The 17,604-nt window shown below is 64.9% G+C and carries 18 protein-coding genes; 6 read left to right on the top strand and 12 right to left on the bottom strand.

The annotated features are described in order from the left end of the window. Positions 1–178 precede the first annotated feature (178 nt). The gene (locus tag KVP10_RS14335; RefSeq protein ID WP_217965299.1) at positions 179–1,138 is read left to right on the top strand and encodes a 2-hydroxyacid dehydrogenase; all 960 of its coding nucleotides are present in this window, start codon (positions 179–181) and stop codon (positions 1,136–1,138) included. A gap of 58 nt (positions 1,139–1,196) precedes the next feature. On the opposite strand, the gene KVP10_RS14330 is transcribed toward KVP10_RS14335, so the two are convergent. The 11 genes from KVP10_RS14330 to KVP10_RS14280 form a co-directional block, all read right to left on the bottom strand. After that, on the bottom strand, positions 1,197–2,036 hold the full coding sequence (locus KVP10_RS14330) for an alpha/beta fold hydrolase (RefSeq protein ID WP_217965298.1): 840 nt from the start codon (positions 2,034–2,036) through the stop codon (positions 1,197–1,199). A gap of 42 nt (positions 2,037–2,078) precedes the next feature. Continuing rightward, on the bottom strand, positions 2,079–2,921 hold the full coding sequence (locus tag KVP10_RS14325; protein WP_217965297.1) for an ABC transporter ATP-binding protein: 843 nt from the start codon (positions 2,919–2,921) through the stop codon (positions 2,079–2,081). 7 nt (positions 2,922–2,928) lie between these two features. Next, positions 2,929–4,002: a FecCD family ABC transporter permease gene (locus tag KVP10_RS14320; RefSeq protein ID WP_217965296.1), complete on the bottom strand. Its 1,074-nt coding sequence runs from the start codon at positions 4,000–4,002 to the stop codon at positions 2,929–2,931. Further along, a complete protein-coding gene (ybgF, locus tag KVP10_RS14315) occupies positions 4,002–4,688 on the bottom strand; it encodes a tol-pal system protein YbgF (RefSeq protein WP_217965295.1) in 687 nt (228 codons plus the stop codon). Before ybgF ends, KVP10_RS14320 begins: the two co-directional genes overlap by 1 nt. A gap of 72 nt (positions 4,689–4,760) precedes the next feature. Continuing rightward, the gene (pal, locus tag KVP10_RS14310) at positions 4,761–5,258 is read right to left on the bottom strand and encodes a peptidoglycan-associated lipoprotein Pal (protein WP_217965294.1); all 498 of its coding nucleotides are present in this window, start codon (positions 5,256–5,258) and stop codon (positions 4,761–4,763) included. Between the two features lie 34 nt (positions 5,259–5,292). After that, positions 5,293–6,534, bottom strand: a complete 1,242-nt coding sequence (tolB, locus tag KVP10_RS14305) for a Tol-Pal system beta propeller repeat protein TolB (protein WP_246600709.1) — start codon at positions 6,532–6,534, stop codon at positions 5,293–5,295. A gap of 84 nt (positions 6,535–6,618) precedes the next feature. Continuing rightward, the gene (tolA, locus tag KVP10_RS14300; protein WP_217965292.1) at positions 6,619–7,896 is read right to left on the bottom strand and encodes a cell envelope integrity protein TolA; all 1,278 of its coding nucleotides are present in this window, start codon (positions 7,894–7,896) and stop codon (positions 6,619–6,621) included. Between the two features lie 41 nt (positions 7,897–7,937). Next, on the bottom strand, positions 7,938–8,387 hold the full coding sequence (tolR, locus tag KVP10_RS14295; protein WP_217965291.1) for a protein TolR: 450 nt from the start codon (positions 8,385–8,387) through the stop codon (positions 7,938–7,940). Beyond that, positions 8,387–9,058, bottom strand: a complete 672-nt coding sequence (tolQ, locus tag KVP10_RS14290; protein ID WP_217965290.1) for a protein TolQ — start codon at positions 9,056–9,058, stop codon at positions 8,387–8,389. The genes tolR and tolQ overlap by 1 nt, the downstream gene beginning before the upstream one ends. Before the next feature lie 3 nt (positions 9,059–9,061). Beyond that, a complete protein-coding gene (gene ybgC, locus KVP10_RS14285; protein ID WP_217965289.1) occupies positions 9,062–9,487 on the bottom strand; it encodes a tol-pal system-associated acyl-CoA thioesterase in 426 nt (141 codons plus the stop codon). Positions 9,488–9,615: 128 nt separating this feature from the next. Further along, positions 9,616–11,355, bottom strand: a complete 1,740-nt coding sequence (locus tag KVP10_RS14280) for a proline--tRNA ligase (protein WP_217965288.1) — start codon at positions 11,353–11,355, stop codon at positions 9,616–9,618. Positions 11,356–11,421: 66 nt separating this feature from the next. On the opposite strand from KVP10_RS14280, the gene KVP10_RS14275 reads away from it, so the two are divergent. The 5 genes from KVP10_RS14275 (at position 11,422) to KVP10_RS14255 (ending at position 16,546) form a co-directional block, all read left to right on the top strand. After that, the gene (locus KVP10_RS14275; RefSeq protein WP_217965287.1) at positions 11,422–11,982 is read left to right on the top strand and encodes an RNA pyrophosphohydrolase; all 561 of its coding nucleotides are present in this window, start codon (positions 11,422–11,424) and stop codon (positions 11,980–11,982) included. After that, positions 11,963–12,640, top strand: a complete 678-nt coding sequence (locus KVP10_RS14270) for a response regulator (protein WP_217965286.1) — start codon at positions 11,963–11,965, stop codon at positions 12,638–12,640. The genes KVP10_RS14275 and KVP10_RS14270 overlap by 20 nt, the downstream gene beginning before the upstream one ends. Positions 12,641–12,643: 3 nt before the next feature. Further along, a complete protein-coding gene (locus tag KVP10_RS14265) occupies positions 12,644–14,161 on the top strand; it encodes a sensor histidine kinase (protein WP_246600693.1) in 1,518 nt (505 codons plus the stop codon). Between the two features lie 406 nt (positions 14,162–14,567). Further along, complete coding sequence (locus KVP10_RS14260; protein WP_217965464.1) at positions 14,568–14,978, top strand: tripartite tricarboxylate transporter TctB family protein; 411 nt, start codon at positions 14,568–14,570, stop codon at positions 14,976–14,978. 2 nt (positions 14,979–14,980) lie between these two features. Then, positions 14,981–16,546, top strand: coding sequence for a tripartite tricarboxylate transporter permease (locus tag KVP10_RS14255; protein WP_217965285.1), 1,566 nt, complete (start codon positions 14,981–14,983; stop codon positions 16,544–16,546). A gap of 101 nt (positions 16,547–16,647) precedes the next feature. On the opposite strand, the gene KVP10_RS14250 is transcribed toward KVP10_RS14255, so the two are convergent. Then, positions 16,648–17,553: an NAD(P)-dependent oxidoreductase gene (locus KVP10_RS14250; protein WP_217965284.1), complete on the bottom strand. Its 906-nt coding sequence runs from the start codon at positions 17,551–17,553 to the stop codon at positions 16,648–16,650. Between the last annotated feature and the right edge of the window lie 51 nt (positions 17,554–17,604).

Raw genomic sequence — 17,604 nt, 5'->3', positions numbered from 1 at the left:
CCGTAGGGGCGATATTCGACGCGCGGGGCCAGGGCCATTGATATTACACCCCTCGCCGGCGGGCGGCATGCCCGGGGCGTGGCCGCCGCCGTTCGCGCCCCGACTGATCTATGATGCAGGCTGTCATCAACCGCAAATCGAAGACGCGCCCCGGGTGCGAACCGGGGGGCGAACCGCCATGACAGAAAAAATCCCGCTGCTGATATTGACGCAGCTTCGAGACCACAACCTGGACCAGATCCGCGCCGCATACGACGTCGTTTATGCGCCTACCGATGCCGCCCGCGCGGCCGCGGTCGCGCAGCACGGCGCGCGCATACGTGCCGTGTTGACCATAGGCGTCATAGGCCTGACGGCGGATGAAATCGACGCCATGCCCAAGCTGGAACTGATCTGCGCGCAGGGGGTAGGCTACGAGAAGATCGCGCTGGGCGCCGCCAGGGCGCGCGGCATCACTCTTGCCAACGGCGCCGGCACCAATGCGCCCGTGGTCGCCGATCATGCCTTCGGCCTGCTGTTGGCCGCCCTGCGCGGCATCGTCACGCTCGACAAGGCGGTGCGCGAAGGCAAGTACCGCGACACTTTGCCGAGCTATATGCCGACGCTCTTCGGCAAGCGCCTGGGCATCATCGGCTTCGGCATGATAGGCCGCCAGCTCGCCCGCAGGGCGGGCGGCTTCGACATGGAAGTCGGCTACTACAGCCGCAGCCGGCACGATGTTGCGGGATGCCGTTATTTCGACAGTGTGCCCGGCCTGGCCGAATGGTGCGACTACCTGATCGCCGCGGTGCCCGGCGGCGCGGCCACGCATCACATGGTGAATGCCCAGGTGCTGGAAGCGCTGGGGCCCAAGGGCGTGCTGGTGAATATCGCGCGCGGCAGCGTGGTGGACACCGACGCCCTGGCCCACGCCTTGCGCGCGGGCACGATCGCCGCGGCCGGGCTCGATGTCTACGAAAGCGAGCCCAAGCATCCGGAAGCCCTTATCGACTTGGCCAATGTCGTGCTGACGCCGCATATCGCCGGACGCTCTCCCGAATCCATACAGGCGCAACTGGATCGTTTCCTGGCGAACGCGGACGGCTATTTCAGCGGGCGCGGGGTGGTGTCCCCGGTGCCCATGGACGTGCCGGCCTGAGGCCTGGCTATGTGTGTGGTTCGTGGCGGACGCCCTGTTGCGGCGTCCGCCGTGCTTTTCAGGACGCGTCTTTGTCCGGGCGCGTGTCGGCGTGGCTGTCGAGGAACTCCAGCACGCGACGGTTGAAAGCCAAAGGGTTTGCGAGATTCATGCCGTGGGCGGCCTGCGGGATGACCGACCGTTCCACATGCTGCAGCACTTGCTGCAGCATGTCTTGGCGCCGGCCATAACGGGCCGGGCTGTTGGCTCCGCCCAGCAGCAGTACCGGGCAGTCCAGCGCGCCGGCCCGCTCCATCCGGAAAGGCAGGCCAGCTTCGCGCACCTGCGACAGCAGCGTGCCGGCATTGTTCCGCACCATGGTCTTGAACCAGCCCACCATATGGCGCCATGTGTCCGGGCCGTTGACAGTATCGACGAAATCGGCGAGGGCCCCTTCGATGTCGCCCTGCTCGAGCTTGCGCACCGCCTCGTAGTGGAATGCGGGCGGCTCCGGGTCTCCTTCGACAGGGAAGCCGGGATCCGCAAGTATCAAGGTGTGCACCAGTTCGGGGTTGCGGCAGGCCAGCTCCAGCGCCACGCGGGCGCCGCGCGAGTGGCCCAGCAGATGCACCGGGCGCCCATCGGGCTGCAGGCGTATGAAATCCGCCAAGTCGCGGGCATGTTGTTCTACGCTGAAGCGCGGGTCCGCCTTGGTATAGGCGGCGGGCCAGTAGCCGCGCAGGCTCGGCGCCAGCACGCGATAGCGCTCGGCCAGAGCGGCCAGTTGCCAGCGCCAGTAGCGGTAGTCGCATAAAGAGCCGTGCACCAGCAGCACGGCGGGCCCCTGTCCGGCGGCGGTATAGGCCATGGGGTAGTCCAGGCCTTGGATGCGATATTGAGGCAGTTCGGGGGCTGGCATGAAAAACAGTATCGGGGTTCGGGTTTGCGGGCAGGGCGGCGGTCAATGTGCGCTTGGCTTGTCCGAAGGGGCGGCATGTGTGCCGCCCGCATCGGCCAGGCCGGACACTAGCACATGAGGATGGCCGAGGCTGGATGGTTCGATGCGGGTCAATATGGAGAAGGCCTGGGCCAGGTGATCCGGGCGGATGACTTCGGCCGGCGTGCCGGCCGCCAGCAGGGCGCCCCGCGCCAGCAGCAGGGCCCGGTCGGCATAGCGCAATGCCATGTCCAGGTCGTGCAGCACCAGCACCACGAGGATGTGGCGTTCGTGGGCCAGGCCGCGCAGCATCTGCATGACATGGTGCTGGTGGTTCAGGTCCAGCGCGCTCAGGGGTTCGTCCAGCAGCAGCACGGCGGGGTCGTGGGCCAGGGCCTGGGCGAGCGCCACCAGTTGCCTCTGGCCGCCGGACAGCTCGTCCAGGTAGCGGTCCGCCAGGCCGGCGATGTCCAGCTCTTCGAGCACGGCGGCAACCCGCCGCGCGGGCTCGCCGGCTTGCGCTGCGCCGGTCCGCGCGCGCAATGCCACCATGACCGCCTCGGCGGCGGTGAGGTGCACGTCTTCGGGCAGCCCCGGCGGCAGGTAGCGCAGATAGCGGGCGCGCCGGGCCGCCGGCATGGGGCGCAGGTCGATTGCGCCCCACGCCAGCCGGGTCATGTGCGCGGGCGCCAGCCCCGCCAGGGCCTTGAGCAGCGTCGACTTGCCGCTGCCGTTGGGGCCCAGCAGCGCGACCAGCGCGCCGGCGGGCAGTTCGGGAATATCGAGACGGTCCAGTATTCGATGCCCGCCCAGGCGCACCGAAATGCCGTCGGCAAGCAGGGTGGCGGGTTGCGTGGTCTGCGCCATGGGCGGCCTATTGCAGTACGCGCCGGCGCAGCAAGGCGGCCAGGAAGAAGGGGATGCCGACCAGGGTGGTGACCAGCCCCACGGGCAGCACCACATCGGCCGATATCAGCCTGGATATGAGGCTGGCCGCGGCCAGCATGACGCCGCCGGCCAGCGCGCTGGCCGGCAAGTACCAGCGATGGTCCTCGCCCCACAGCCTGCGCGCGATGTGCGGCGCGACCAGCCCCACGAAGCCTATGACCCCGGTAAGCGCCACGGCCAGCGCCGCCAGCACGCTGATGCGCAGCAGCGCCATGCGCCGCAGCCTGCGCGGATCGACGCCGAAAGCGGTGGCGCGCTCGTCGCCGAAACGCAGCGCGGTCAGCGCCCAGGACTGGCGCCGCGCGTGCGCCATGGCCAGGGCCAGGACCACGGCCATGGCCGCCAGGCGCGGCCAGTCGCTGCGCCCCAGGCTGCCCATCATCCAGAAGATCAGGTCTTGCAGCGCCGCCGCGCTGGCGGCGATCTGTATCAGCGACAGCAGGGCATTGAAAGTGAACACCAGGGCGATGCCGAACAGGATCAGGCCCGAAGCGCCGATGCGCGCCCGACGGGCCACCAGGTCCAGCAGCGCTGCGCACAGCAGCGCGAAGATGAAGGCATTGGCCGCCAGCACATACGGCGCGGCCACGCCGGGCAGGCTGATTCCCAGCACCAGCGGCAAGGCCGCGCCCAGCGCCGCCGCCGACGAGATGCCCAGCGTGAACGGGCTGGCCAGCGGGTTGTTGAGCACCGTCTGCATTTCGGCCCCGGCGTGCCCGAGGGCGGCGCCGACGAGCGCCGCCATGAAAGCCTGCGGCAGGCGGATATGCCAGACGATGACACTGAGCGTGGGGTCGGCCTGCGGCGCGCGCCAGAGCGCCCGCGCCAGCGCGCCGGCGTCGGCCGCAGCGGGGCCGACCAGCACGTCGGCGCATACCAGCAGGAACAGAAGCGCGGCGAGCGCGCCCAGCCACAGCTTGCGGGCGCGCAGCGGGCTTTGCGGGGCGCTGTCATCATGCCCGGCAAGACCGGGCGTGCGTCCGGCGGGCGGCGCCGGCATTACTGCAGGAGCTTGAGGCGGCTCTTGGCGGTTTCAGCCGCGGAGGTCTGCGGATAGGTCTTGACGATCTTCTGCAAGGTGCTCTTGGCACCGGACAGACTGTTGAGCTCGATCTGGCTGGCCGCCACCACCAGCAGCGCGTCGGCCGCCCGCGGGTCTTGGGGATTGGCCTGCACCAGCCCCTGCAGTTCCTGGATGGCGCCCTTGAAGTTCTTGCTGGCGTAAAGGCTGCTGCCCTGGTAGAAACGGGCCTCGGACGCCAGTTGGCTGTTCGGATACTTTTGCAGGAAGGCGCCGAACCCGGCCGCTGCTTCCTTGTACTTGGCGCTGCGGAACAGGCCCATGGGCTGATCGTATGCCGCCTGTTCCTGCGGATTGCCGACCTGCGGGTGGCTGCCGCCGCTCTGGTCCTGGGTGGAGCGCTTCTCCAGGTCTTGTTCCCAGCGCAGCTTTTCCAGCTCGCCGCGCATGCTGGTGACTTCATGCTGCAGCGCCTGGATCTGGTCGGCCAGTTGCAGCCGCGCCTGCTGGTCCTGCGACGTGATCTGCTGGATCTGCTGGCGCAGGTCCAGGATGGCGCGCCGCGCTTCGTCGTCGGAGAAGGCATGAGCGGGCGTGGCCAGGCCGGCCAGCGACAGGGCGGCGCCGGCTAGGGCTGCGCGCAGGGACGTGGATTGAAGGCTCATATCGGGTTCCGTTCAAATGAAAACGCCGCGGCGGTCGGCCGCCACGGCGTGGTGCTGCGACGGGCGCAGATATCAGCGCTGGTAGACGATATCGGCGCGACGGTTTTCAGCATAGTCGGCTTCGGTGTGGCCCAGGGCCTTGGGCTTTTCCTTGCCGAAGCTGATGGCTTCGATCTGGTTGCTGTTCACGCCGAGCAGGGTCATCATCTTGGCCACTGCATCGGAACGGCGCTGGCCCAGGGCCAGATTGTACTCGGCACTGCCGCGCTCGTCGGCGTTGCCTTCGATGCGAACCTTCTGCTGGTTGTGCGCGGCCAGGTAGTGGGCGTGCATTTCAACCACGCTGCGGTATTGATCCGGCACTACGTAGCTGTCGAAGTCGAAATACACCGAACGCTGCTGCGCCAGAGGGCTCTGAGGATTGAAGGGATCCATGACCTGGCCTGCGTTGGCCGAGCCCGAACCGGCAGCGCCGTTGTTGGCGTTTTGATCCAGGGGCACGGAGCTGCAAGCCGCCAGGGCAGCGGCCAATGCAGCGATAGTGAGGCTTTTAGCGATGCGCGAGCTCATTTAAGTTCCTTTGAAAAAAGAGTCACACTGAAAACTAGTTGGTGAATGGCCCCCAAGTCGGTTCGCGCACTTTGCCATTGAGGGCCGACAGCGTTTGACGCACTCGGCCATCTGTCGAAACAACGGCCAGAACACTGCGACCGCCTTGAATAGAGCTGTATAGGATTTGCATACCGTTAGGCGCGAAACTTGGAGACTGGTCGTCGGGCCCGTTGGTCAATAGTTGTTCGGAACCGCTGGACATGTTCTGCAGCGCGATACGGAAGGCGCCGCCCCGACGGGTGACGTAAACCAGATTACTGGCATCCGGTGAAAGGTGCGGTGAGACGTTGTAACTGCCATTGAAGGTGATGCGCTGGGCTTCTCCGCCGCTTACCGGCACTTTGTATGCTTGCGGACTGCCGCCGCGGTCGCTGGTGAAAATCAGCGAACCGCCGTCGGGAGTGAAGGAGGGCTCGGTGTCGATCAGCGGGGAACGCATGACGCGACGCAGGCCTGAACCATCCGCGTTGATAGTATAGATCTGAGAGATGCTGTCGCGCGAGAGGACAATCGCAAGCTGTTGTCCGTTGGGCGACCAGGCAGGCGCGCTATTGTTGCCCTTGAAGTTTGCTATGGGGAAACGCTGCCCGGTTGCGAGGGTCTGGAGATAGACCACGGGCTTGCCGGATTCGAAGCTCACGTAGGCCAGGCGCTTGCCGTCGGGCGACCAGGCCGGCGAAATAATAGATTGGCGCGAGCGCAGCATCACCTGCGGATTCTGCCCGTCGGCGTCTGCAATTTGTAACTCATAGGTGTTGCCCGTTTGCAACACGTAGGCGATACGAGTGGAGAACACGCCCCTGACGCCGGTGATCTTTTGATAGATGCGGTCGGCGATCTGGTGCGAGATGCGGCGCAATTCTTTCTGGGTGCCGGTGAAGGCCACACCGTCCAATTGACTCTTGCGCACCGAATCGACCAGGCGATAGCTGACGCTGTACTGGTCGCCGGATTGCGATATCGAGCCGTAGGCCAGATAGTCGGCGCCGCGGTTGCGCCATTGGTCATAGGAGATCGTGCTTTCGGTGCTCAGGTTGGCGCCGGCGGCGTTGATGAGCTGGAACTGCCCCGAACGGCTGAGGTCGGCGCGGATCACGTCGGCCACCGCCTGGCCCTGGCCGCTGCCGGCGAAATCGGCTATGGCTATCGGGTATTGGGTTGCGCCCACCCCCGAAATGTCGACGTGCAATTGCGCCTGGGCCGGCTTGCCTGCGACCAGGCAGGCAGCGGCCATGAATAGCCCGCCCGCCCAGAATCGCCAAGAGCGGGGCGGAGTGGTATTGGCGAGAGTGGCTGCTGTCATGTCTGCAATCTCCTGTCATTCATACATGCGGTAGTTGCCGTCGACGTACGACGGGTATCTGCCGGAGGGTGGTTTCGGGAATGGCGAGCAGTTCTGGATTCCCGTAACGACGGCGCGATCGAAACCGGGGATGCCGGAGGAGCGCTGCACTTCCACATTGGTGACCATGCCGTGGGGGTCGAGGGATGCTCTATATTGTACTGTCGGGTTCGAGCCTGCACGAGGCGGGACGGGGTAGGCCACGCGCGGGCGTATGCAGGCGCGCACTTTGGCGGCGTAGCCGCTGTCGTTGCCGCCGCCGCCGGACTGGTTGCGGTCCGACGTGCCGTTGGGAATGCCGGCCGCGCCCAGCGCCGCGCTGCGCATGGCCTGGCGCAGCGCTTCGCGCTTGGCAGCAGCGGCTTTTTCGGCAGCGGCTTTCTTCTCGGCCGCAGCCTTGGCCGCAGCAGCCTTTTCAGCCGCAGCCTTGTCCGCCGCCGCTTTTTCGGCCGCCGCCTTCTTGGCAGCTTCTTCCTTGGCTTTCTTGTCGGCAGCGGCCTTTTCCGCCGCGGCCTTCTTGGCGGCTTCTTCCTTGGCCTGTTTCTCGGCGGCAGCCTTGGCTGCTGCCTTTTGCGCAGCGGCTTTTTCAGCGGCAGCCTTTTGTGCCGCGGCCTTTTCAGCTGCTGCCTTTTGCGCAGCCGCCTTTTCTGCGGCGGCCTGTTCAGCCGCAGCTTTTTCAGCCGCAGCCTTTTCGGCAGCCGCTTTTTCGGCGGCGGCTTTTTCCGCAGCCGCCTTTTCAGCGGCAGCCTTCTTCTGCGCTGCCAGTTCGGCAGCCTTCTGTTCGGCTGCCTTTTGCGCCGCCAACTGGGCCGCTTTTTCTTGCTCCTGCTTTTCGCGCTCTTTGCGCGCCTTGTCCAGGGCGATCTCGGGGTCGACCTGCGGCTTGGGCTCGGGGGCGGTCGCGGCCGGCGCTTTCGGCGGCGGCGGGGGAGGAGGCGGGGCCGGCTTGGGCTGCGGCGCGGGAGGCGGAGGCGGGACGGGCTTGGCCGGCTGAGGCGGCGTGGGCGGCGTCGGAGTCGGCTGGTCGGGCGTGTCGGGCTGCGTGTCGGGCTCGGCCGAGGTCGGGGTCGTGCCCTGGGCCCATAGCTCGATCTGCACCGGGTTGGGCGTGCGCGGGCTGGACATCAGGAATCCCAGCAGCATGAACACGATCAGCAGGCCGTGTATGGTCAGCGCGAAGGCCAGGCCGCGACGCTCGTCCTTTTGCTCGGGCGTCCTGGGCCGGGATGGGCGGTTGGATGATGTCGGCTTCATGGGTTCGGCGCGCCGCCCAGGCTTACCGGGCGGCAGCGCGATCATTTGTTCAACTGGCCGGCATTGGCCTGCTGGTTCACGAGCAGTCCCAGGCGCGTGACGCCGTTGGAACGCAACTGGTCCATGACCTTCATGACCGACTCATACGGCACCTTGCCGTCGGCGGAAATCACCACCGGCGTGTCGGCGGTGAGCATGGACTGGACCTTGTTGATCAGGTCGTCGCTGGTCGTCTTCTCGAATTCGGCGCCGGCGTCGCGGCGCCGCACGGCCAGGGATCCGTCTTCGGAGATTTGCACTTCGATAGGCGCGGCGGGCACTTCGGCTGCCTGGCCGACAGAAGGAAGATTGATCAGGCCCGGGGTGATCATGGGCGCGGTCACCATGAAGATGACCAGCAGCACCAGCATCACGTCGATATACGGCACGACGTTGATTTCATTCTTCAGGCGGCGTCCGGAACGGCCGCCGCTACCGCGGTTCGAGGGCATCAGCGCACCTGGCGTTGCAGTATGTTGAGGAATTCATCGATGAAGCTGTCGAAGCGTATCGACAGGCGATCGATTTCATTGGTGTAGCGGTTGTAGGCGATGACCGCCGGAATGGCCGCGAACAGGCCGATGGCCGTGGCGATCAGGGCCTCGGCGATGCCGGGAGCCACCGAGGCCAGGGTGGCCTGCTGCATAGCCGACAGGCCGATGAAAGCGTGCATGATGCCCCAGACCGTGCCGAGCAGGCCCAGATAGGGGCTGACCGAACCGGCCGAGGCCAGGAAATTGAGGTGCGATTCGAGGCTGTCCATTTCGCGCTGGTAGGTGGCGCGCATGGCGCGGCGCGGGCCGTCCAGGGCCGACTCGCCATTGCCATGGCGCCGGGCCTTGATGAACTCGGTCATGCCGGAGTCGAAGATCCGTGCGAGCGAGCCATGCTCGGCGCGGCGGCTGGCCACGGCTTGCTGCAGCACCGAGAGGTCGCCGCCGGCCCAGAAATCGTCCTCGAAGCGCCGGGTCTGTTCATTGGCGCGCTTGAGCGCCGCGCGCTTGCTGAAAATATAAGTCCATGACAAGACCGAGATGCCCAGCAGGATCAGCATGACCAGCTGCACCGGAATGCTGGCATTGAGCATCAAAGAGATCAACGACAGGTCGTTGGAGGCGTGCATGATTTATTCCTGAACCTTTTCCAGAAGAGTGCGGAGTTCAATGGGTAGTGCGATGGGGCGAAATGTATCCAGGTCCAGGCAACAGACTTGGATAGTGCTTGCACACAGCAGTTCCCTTTCGCGATCGATAAATTGTTCGAAGGTGATCGATGCCGGGCCCAGGCGCACGACCCTGCTGCGGATGGTGAGCAGGTCGTCGAGCCGCGCCGGCCTGCGGTATTGTATTTCAAGGCCCTTGACCACGAAGCCGCGGCGCTCCCGCTGCGCCAGTTCGTGTTGGCCCACCCCCAATTCGCGCAGCCATTCGGTGCGGGCCCTTTCCAGGAATTTCAAATAATTCGCATAAAACACCACGCCGCCGGCATCGGTGTCTTCGTAATATACGCGAATCTGGAAAGTGGAAAATTTATCAGGTGTTTCAGATGGCATGGAAATGGTTAATCAGTGTGACCACGTGCCTGGATGCCAGCCCCGCCCGGCGAGGCGGGGGCTGCAGAGCCCTGCGCCATCCCGCGGCGGTGCCGGCGCGCCGCTATGGCGGCGCTTCCGGGCCGGCCTTACAGGGATTTTAACCGTTCGAGCGCGGCGGCCTGCGCCTGTTCCACCGGGACTTTGACCGCCCCGGCATCGCTGCGTGCCTGGATCTCCACGATGCCTTCCTTCAGGCCTCGGTCGCCGACCGTGATGCGCAGCGGTATGCCTATCAGTTCCCATTCCGCGAACATCACGCCGGGCCGTATGTCGCGGTCGTCCAGTATGACTTCCACCCCTTCCGCCTGCAGGCCCTGGTAGATTTGTTCCGAAATGTTTCCAACCAGTTCGTTTTTGTTCCCGCCCACGGGGCAGATCACCACTTCGAAGGGCGCGATGGCCCGCGGCCAGACGATGCCCTTGTCGTCGTGACGCTGCTCGATCGCCGCGGCGGAGATGCGGCTGATGCCTATGCCGTAGCAGCCCATCTGCAGCAAGGCAGGTTTGCCATCGGTATCCAGGTAGGTGGCCTGCAGCGCCTTGGAATATTTGTCGCCCAGGAAAAATACGTGGCCCACTTCGATGCCGCGCTGTATGGCGAGCCGGCCGCCGGCGGGGTCGGGGTCGCCCGCCACCACATTGCGCAGGTCGGCGGTCGTGGGTTCGGGCAGGTCGCGGCCCCAGTTGGCGCCGGTGTAGTGGTAGCCCTCGCGGTTGGCGCCGCAGATGAAATCGCTCATGTGCGCCACGGTCAGGTCGGCGACAATGCTTACCGGCTTGACGGTGTTGATGGGGCCCAGGTAGCCCGGCACGCAGCCGAAGGTGTCCAGGATCTCGGCTTCGGTGGCGAAGCGGTAGCCGTTTTCGAAGCCCGGCAGTTTGCCCGCCTTGATCTCGTTGAGCTCGTGGTCGCCGCGCAGCAGCAGCAGCCAGATGCGCACCTGGCCGTCGGCGTCGCCTTCGGCCGGATCGGTGGCCAGCACGATGGATTTGACGGTATCGGTCAGGGGCCGGCCGAGCTGCTGGGCGACGAGTTCGCACTTGGGCGCCTGCGGCGTGGCGGCTTGCACCAGGTCTTCGGCGGGTTCGGCGCGGCGCTCGATCAGGCAGGGCGCGGCCGCCAGCTCGATATTGGCGGCATACTGCGTGTCGGGGTTATAGACGAGCAGGTCTTCGCCGGTATCGGCGATCACCTGGAATTCATGGCTGCGCGAGCCGCCTATGGAGCCGGTATCGGCCGCCACGGCGCGGAATTTCAGGCCCAGGCGCTCGAAAATGCGCATATAGGCCTGGAACATGATGTCGTAGCTGGCCTGGGCGCCGGCTTCGTCGCGGTCGAAGGAATAGGCGTCCTTCATGGTGAATTCGCGGCCGCGCATCAGGCCGAAGCGGGGCCGGCGTTCGTCGCGGAACTTGGTCTGGATGTGATAGAAATTCAGCGGCAACTGGCGCCAGCTATGGATTTCGTTGCGCGCGATGTCGGTGATCACTTCCTCGGAGGTGGGCTGCAGCACGAAGTCGCGCTGGTGGCGGTCCTTGATGCGCAGCAGCTCGTCGCCGTATTGTTCCCAGCGGCCGGATTCCATCCACAGCTCGGCCGGCTGCACCACGGGCATCAGCAGCTCGATGGCGCCGGCCCGGTTCATTTCCTCGCGCACCACGTTTTCGATCTTGCGCAGCACCCGCAGGCCCAGCGGCATGTAGGTGTATATCCCGCCTGCCACTTTGCGGATCATGCCCGCGCGGGTCATGAGGCTGTGGCTGACGACTTCGGTTTCGGCCGGGGCCTCTTTGAGCGTATTGATGTGATACTTGGATGCGCGCATGGTGGGGATCTCTGCAGATACGTATAATCAGGCGTAATTGTATTGAATTCGCTTTTGGGGTGGCCCATGTTGGATCGTGAAGGCTACCGTCCTAATGTCGGCATTATCCTCGTGAACCAAAAAAACGAGGTTTTCTGGGGTAAACGTGTTCGTGAGCATGCGTGGCAGTTTCCGCAAGGCGGAATCCAGTATGGCGAGAGCCCGGTGCAGGCCATGTACCGGGAACTCCACGAAGAAGTGGGTCTGCATCCCGAACACGTTCGGATATTAGGGCGTACGCGTGACTGGTTGCGCTACAACGTGCCGAGCAATTTTATTCGGCGCGATTCGCGCGGGCACTATAAAGGGCAAAAGCAGATCTGGTTCCTGCTCAGGATGGTCGGGCGCGACACGGACGTGTGCCTGCGCTCCACCCGGCATCCCGAGTTCGATGCCTGGCGCTGGAGCCAATATTGGGTGCCGCTCGAGGCGGTTATCGAGTTCAAGCGCGAGGTCTATTCCCTGGCGCTGAACGAACTGGCGCTGATCCTGTTCCGCCGAGGCCAGGACACGCGCTTTTTACGGCAGCGCGCGCAGGGCCAGCGGCATTCGGGGCGCGACGGGGATCATGCGCATACTGCTGGTTGAAGACGAACGCGAGATGGCGTCGTGGCTCGAACGTGCGCTGGCGCAGAGCGGCTTCGTGCCCGACCACGCGCCCGATGCGCGCACTGCCGAATCCAAGCTGGCCGAACGGGAATACGACGCGGTGGTCATGGACTTGCGCCTGCCCGACAAGCACGGCCTGGTGCTGCTGCGCGAGATGCGCGCGCGCGGCGACGTCACGCCGGTGCTGATCCTGACGGCCCAGGGCGCCTTGCAGGACCGGGTGCGGGGCCTGAATCTCGGGGCCGACGATTTCATGAGCAAGCCTTTCGCCCTCGAAGAACTCGAGGCGCGCCTGACCGCGCTGGTGCGGCGCAGCCGCGGGCGACCCGTGCCGCGCCTGCAATGCGGGGCGCTGGAATACGACAGCGAAAGCCGCTCGTTTTCGCTGAACGGCGCGATCGTGCACCTGACCCCGCGCGAACATGCCGCGCTGGGGGCCTTGATGCTGCGCAGCGGCGTGCCCGTCGAGAAAACGCAGCTGTTCGGCAAGGTATTCGAGCACGACAGCGAAGCCAGCCCCGATGCCATCGAGGTGGTGCTGCATCGCCTGCGCAAGAAGCTGGCCGGCAGCGACGTGCATATCGTGACGGTGCGCGGCCTGGGATATATGCTCGAGAGCATACAGGGCGGTCTCTGACCCATGGCCTGGGCGCACCGCAAGATGCCGGGCGGCATCCGCTACTGGCTGCTGCTGTTGCTGATACCCGGCGTGGTGGCGCTGCTGCTGGTCGACAGCTGGGGCGATTACCGCTCGCTTACCGAAATCACCGAGCAGGTCTACGACAGCGCCTTGCTGGAACCGGCCAAGGTGCTGGAAACCAGTGTCGAGTTCAATGCCGACGGGTCCTTGCGCATCGACCCTCCCTTCTATGCCCAGGTGATGCTCGAATCGCGCGCGGGCAGCCGCAAGTATTTCCGGGTCGAAGAGGTCGGCGCGGGCGCACCCTCGCTCGCCGGGGCGGATGCCCGGCGTGTCGCGGGACGCGGCCTGCTCGGCATGCAGGGCCTGCCGCGTCCCGAGCTTCTGGCCGAACACGAAGGCGTTCCGGTTTTCTACGACTCGAGCTATCGCGGCGACCCCGTGCGCATGGTGGCCTTGTGGCGCGACCTGCACTATCGGGGCATGCACCGCCAGGTGCTTGTCCTGGTGGGCGAGAGCACGGGGGTGCGCGAGCGCACCGAGCGCGAGGCCGGCTTGGCGGCCTTGTACCGCGACGGGCGCATGCTGCTGCTGGTGGTGCTGCTGGTCTGGCTCAGCGTCGAGTGGGCGCTGCGGCCGCTGCGGCGCCTGCGCCGCGAAGTGCGCGCGCGCAAGGTCGACAACCTCATGCCGCTGGACACCGCGCACGTGCCCCATGAAGTGGTGCCACTGGTCAATGCGGTGAATCACCACATAGATTTGTACCGCAGCATCCTGGACCGGCAGGCGCAGTTCCTGGCCGACGCCTCGCACCAGTTGCGCACGCCTCTGGCCATCATGCTCACGCAGGCGCAGTACGCGCAGCGCGAGCAGGACATCTCCAGGCTGCGCGAATCCTTGTCCGCCATCGTGTCGCAGTTGGGCCGCATGACCCGACTGACCGAACAGTTGCTGTCCCTGGCCAATGCCAACCAGCAGCATGGCGTCGTGCGCGAGCAGGTCGACCTCGATGCCCTGGCCCGGGATGTGGTGCTGCAGTATCTGCCCCTGGCGCGCGAACAGAACCAGGATCTCGGCTGGGCCGCACCTTGCGCGAGCGCCGATGCGCCGGGCGAAGATGCCGCGGGGCAGGGGAGCGCCGCGCATGGCGCCCGCGCGCTGGCCAGCGAAGCCGGCCTGCACGAAGCCCTGGCGAACCTGGTGCACAACGCCATCAATCACGCCGGGCGCGGCGCCACCATCACGGTGGCCGCCGGCACGCAGGGCGGCTGGTCGTGGGTGTCGGTATCGGACAACGGGCCGGGCCTGGATCCCATGCTGCGCGCCAGCGTGTTCCTGCGCTTCGAGCGCGGCGGGCCCCAGCGCCAAAGCATGCGCGGTTCGGGTTCGGGCCTGGGCCTGGCCATCGCCCTGGCTTACGCCGAGCGCAACGGCGGCACCATCGTGCTCGAGGACGGCGATCCGAATGATTCCGGCGGCGTCGGCTTGCGCGCCGTATTGAAAGTGCCGGCGTTCTGAATGAATGCTCAGGATGGTATGTGCCGGCCTGCGCCTGTACATGTCTCTATATATATAGAGGACATGTGCTTCGGTACCTGATATTTGCAGTTCAGCAATCGGGGCTTGCGGGCGGGCTGGAATCGGGCGGCGGACGGTCCTCGTCCACTAGCGGTTTTCGAGGCGCTTGCCGCGAGTTCAGGCATCGCGTTTCAAGACTCGAAACAGGGCGATGAAATGCGAGCGAAGACGCATAGTATTAACCCTGAATTTCAGGTTCCCGTAAAGTGCACTCCTTCATACTTTTTCGACTGCCCTCTGCTCGGCAACCACGTTTGTGGCCGCTGTAATTCAGGCAGGTAGTTTTCAAGGAGTTGTATTGGTGTTTAAGGGCAAAATAAATAAAGACTATTATGGCGGGGCCCTGATGATTTTGTTTGGGCTGGGAGCCATTCTCGAGGGGGCAAGCTATCAGATCGGTTCACTGAGCCACATGGGGCCGGGGTTCTTCCCGGCGGCCGTCGGGGCTTTGTTGGCAGTGATGGGGGTCATTATCGCGATCGAAGGCCTGGGCCACAAGAACATGGCTACGGGCAAGGACAAGCCGGAATGGCGAGGCTGGCTATGCATCATAGGCAGTATCGTCGCATTCATCGTGTTGGGTGAATTTACCGGCTTGTTGCCGGCGACGTTCGCCATCGTATTCATTTCGGCGCTGGGCGACCGCATGAATACGATCAAGGGCGCGCTGATCTTGTCCGTGTCCATGTGTATCGTGGCGGTGATCATCTTCTGGTGGTTGCTGCAACTGCAATTTCCTCTCTTGCACTGGGGTTGATCATGATAGAGAAGTCACTGCTTGACCTCATGTATGGGTTCGGCATCGCGTTCGAGCCGCACAATCTGATGTGGTCCATTTTCGGCGTGGTCGCCGGCAACCTGATCGGGGTGCTGCCGGGCCTGGGCGCGCTGGCTGCAATTTCCATTCTGCTGCCTTTGACGTACGTCATGCACCCGGTGGCGGCCATCCTGATGCTCTCGGGCATTTTCTACGGCTCCATGTACGGCGGCGCGATCGGCGCCATCTTGCTGAATCTGCCGGTGCACCCGCCACATGCCGTGGCGTGCCTGGACGGCTACCCGCTCACCAAGAAAGGGCGCGGCGGCGCGGCGCTGGGCGTGGCCATGGCGGCCTCGTTCTTCGCGGCTTCCGTGGGTATCGCCGTGATGGTGTTCTTCTCGCCGCTATTGGTCGAAGTCGCCTTCAAGTTCGGACCGGCGGAAATCTTCTCCATCATGCTGCTGGGCCTGCTTGCGGGTTCCACCATGTCGAAGGGTTCGGCCATCAAAGGCGTGGCCATGACCTTGTTCGGGCTGCTGACCGGCGTGGTGGGTACCGACGTCAACACGGGCACGATGCGTTTCACCTTCGGCATGCTCAATCTCGAAGACGGCATCGACCTGGTGGCCTTGGCCATGGGCCTGTTCGGCGTGGCCGAGTTCCTGCTCAGCGTCAATCGCATGACGGTCGTGGGCAGCGGCATGAAGATGAGCCTCAAGGACTTGCGGCCCACCAAGGAAGAAATGAAGAAGTCTTTCTTCCCTATGTTGCGCGGCACCTTGGTGGGTACCTTGTTCGGCGTGCTGCCGGGCACGGGGCCGACCATCACCACCTTCGTGGCCTACGCGCTCGAGCGCAAGGTGTCTAAGCACCCTGAACGTTTCGGCTATGGCGAGATCGCAGGCGTGGCATCCCCGGAAGCGGCATCGCACTCCAAGACGCAGGTGGACTTCATCCCCACCATGAGCCTGGGCATCCCCGGCGACGCGGTGATGGCGCTGATTCTCGGCGCGCTGCTGATCCAGGGCATCCAGCCCGGGCCGCAGCTCATCACCTCGCACCCGGACATCTTCTGGGGCCTGATCGCCAGCTTCTGGGTCGGCAATCTGCTGCTGGTGGTGCTGAACGTGCCTCTGATCGGCTTGTGGGTCAAGATGCTGCAGGTGCCCTACAAGTTCCTGTTCCCTTCGGCGCTCTTCTTCATTGCGGTGGGCTGTTTCAGTACCCAGAACAGCTTGTTCGAAGTCGGCGAAGTGCTGGTGTTCGGCATAGTGGGTGCGATACTGGTGTTCCTCGATTTCTCGGTGGCGCCGATATTGCTGGGCTACGTGCTGGGCCCCATGGTCGAAGAGAACTTCCGCCGGGCCTTGCTGCTGTCGCGTGGCGATATGTCCATCTTCATCACTCGCCCCATCAGCGCCGGCTTCGTCTACGCGTCCTTGCTGCTGGTCGTGGTGCAGATCATATCCTTCGTCTGGAAGAAGTGTCGAACGCCCAAGCCAGTGTCGGCCGCAGTCGCCGCCGAACAGCAGGTCGAAGAAAAAACCAAGGCCTACGCAGAATAAGCAATGGTTGCGCCGGCTTCGCCGGCGCGTGCCGCAAGGCGAAAAAAATAACGGCTCGCCGATATCGTGCGAGCCGTTTTTTTATGCCTGCGCCCGGGCTTTCAGGGGCGCAGCCGCTTGATCAGGCTGGAGGTGTCCCAACGATTGCCGCCCATGTGCTGCACGTCGGCGTAGAACTGGTCCACCAGCGCCGTGACCGGCACCCGGGCGCCGTTGCGCTTGGCCTCGTCGAGCACCAGGCCGAGATCCTTGCGCATCCAGTCCACGGCAAAGCCGAAATCGAATTTGCCGGCCACCATCGTGGTGCCGCGGTTTTCCATCTGCCAGCTCTGGGCCGCGCCTTTGCTGATGACTTGCAGCACCTTGTCCATGTCGAGCTGCGCCGCCTGGCCGAAGGCTACGGCTTCCGACAGGCCTTGCACCAGGCCGGCTATGCATATCTGGTTGACCATCTTGCATAGCTGTCCGGAGCCCGGCGCGCCCAGCAGCGTGACGGCACGGCCGTAGGCATAGGCCACCGGCTCTATCGCCGCGAACTGCTGCGGCTCGCCGCCGCACATCACGGTGAGCACGCCGTTGACGGCGCCGGCCTGGCCGCCCGAAACCGGGGCGTCCACGAATCCCACGCCCTGGGCCGCGGCGAGCTTGTGCAGTTCGCGCGCCACTTCGGCCGAAGCCGTGGTGTGGTCGACGAAGATCGAGCCCTTGCCCATGCCCGCGAGCGCGCCGTCATCGCCCAGCACCACGCTGCGCAAGTCGTCGTCATTGCCCACGCAGCAGAACACGATGTCGGCGCCTTGCGCCGCCAGTTTCGGCGTCTTGGCCGCGCGGCCGCCGAATTCCGAGACCCAGGCCTCGGCCTTGGCGTGGCTGCGGTTATAGACGACGACCTGGTGGCCGGCGCGGCTCAGGTGGCCGGCCATGGGAAAACCCATCACGCCCAGCCCGAGGAAGGCCACTTTCTTTGCGGGTGCGGGAGTATAGGTTTTTTCGCTGACGGAAGGCATTGCGGAATCTCCGGTGATGAGTGCGATCCCTTGCCTGGATATGCGAATATC

The sequence above is a fragment of the Candidimonas humi genome (assembly GCF_019166065.1).
Taxonomy (GTDB): domain Bacteria; phylum Pseudomonadota; class Gammaproteobacteria; order Burkholderiales; family Burkholderiaceae_B; genus Candidimonas; species Candidimonas humi.
This window is presented reverse-complemented; position numbering and strand designations above follow the sequence as displayed.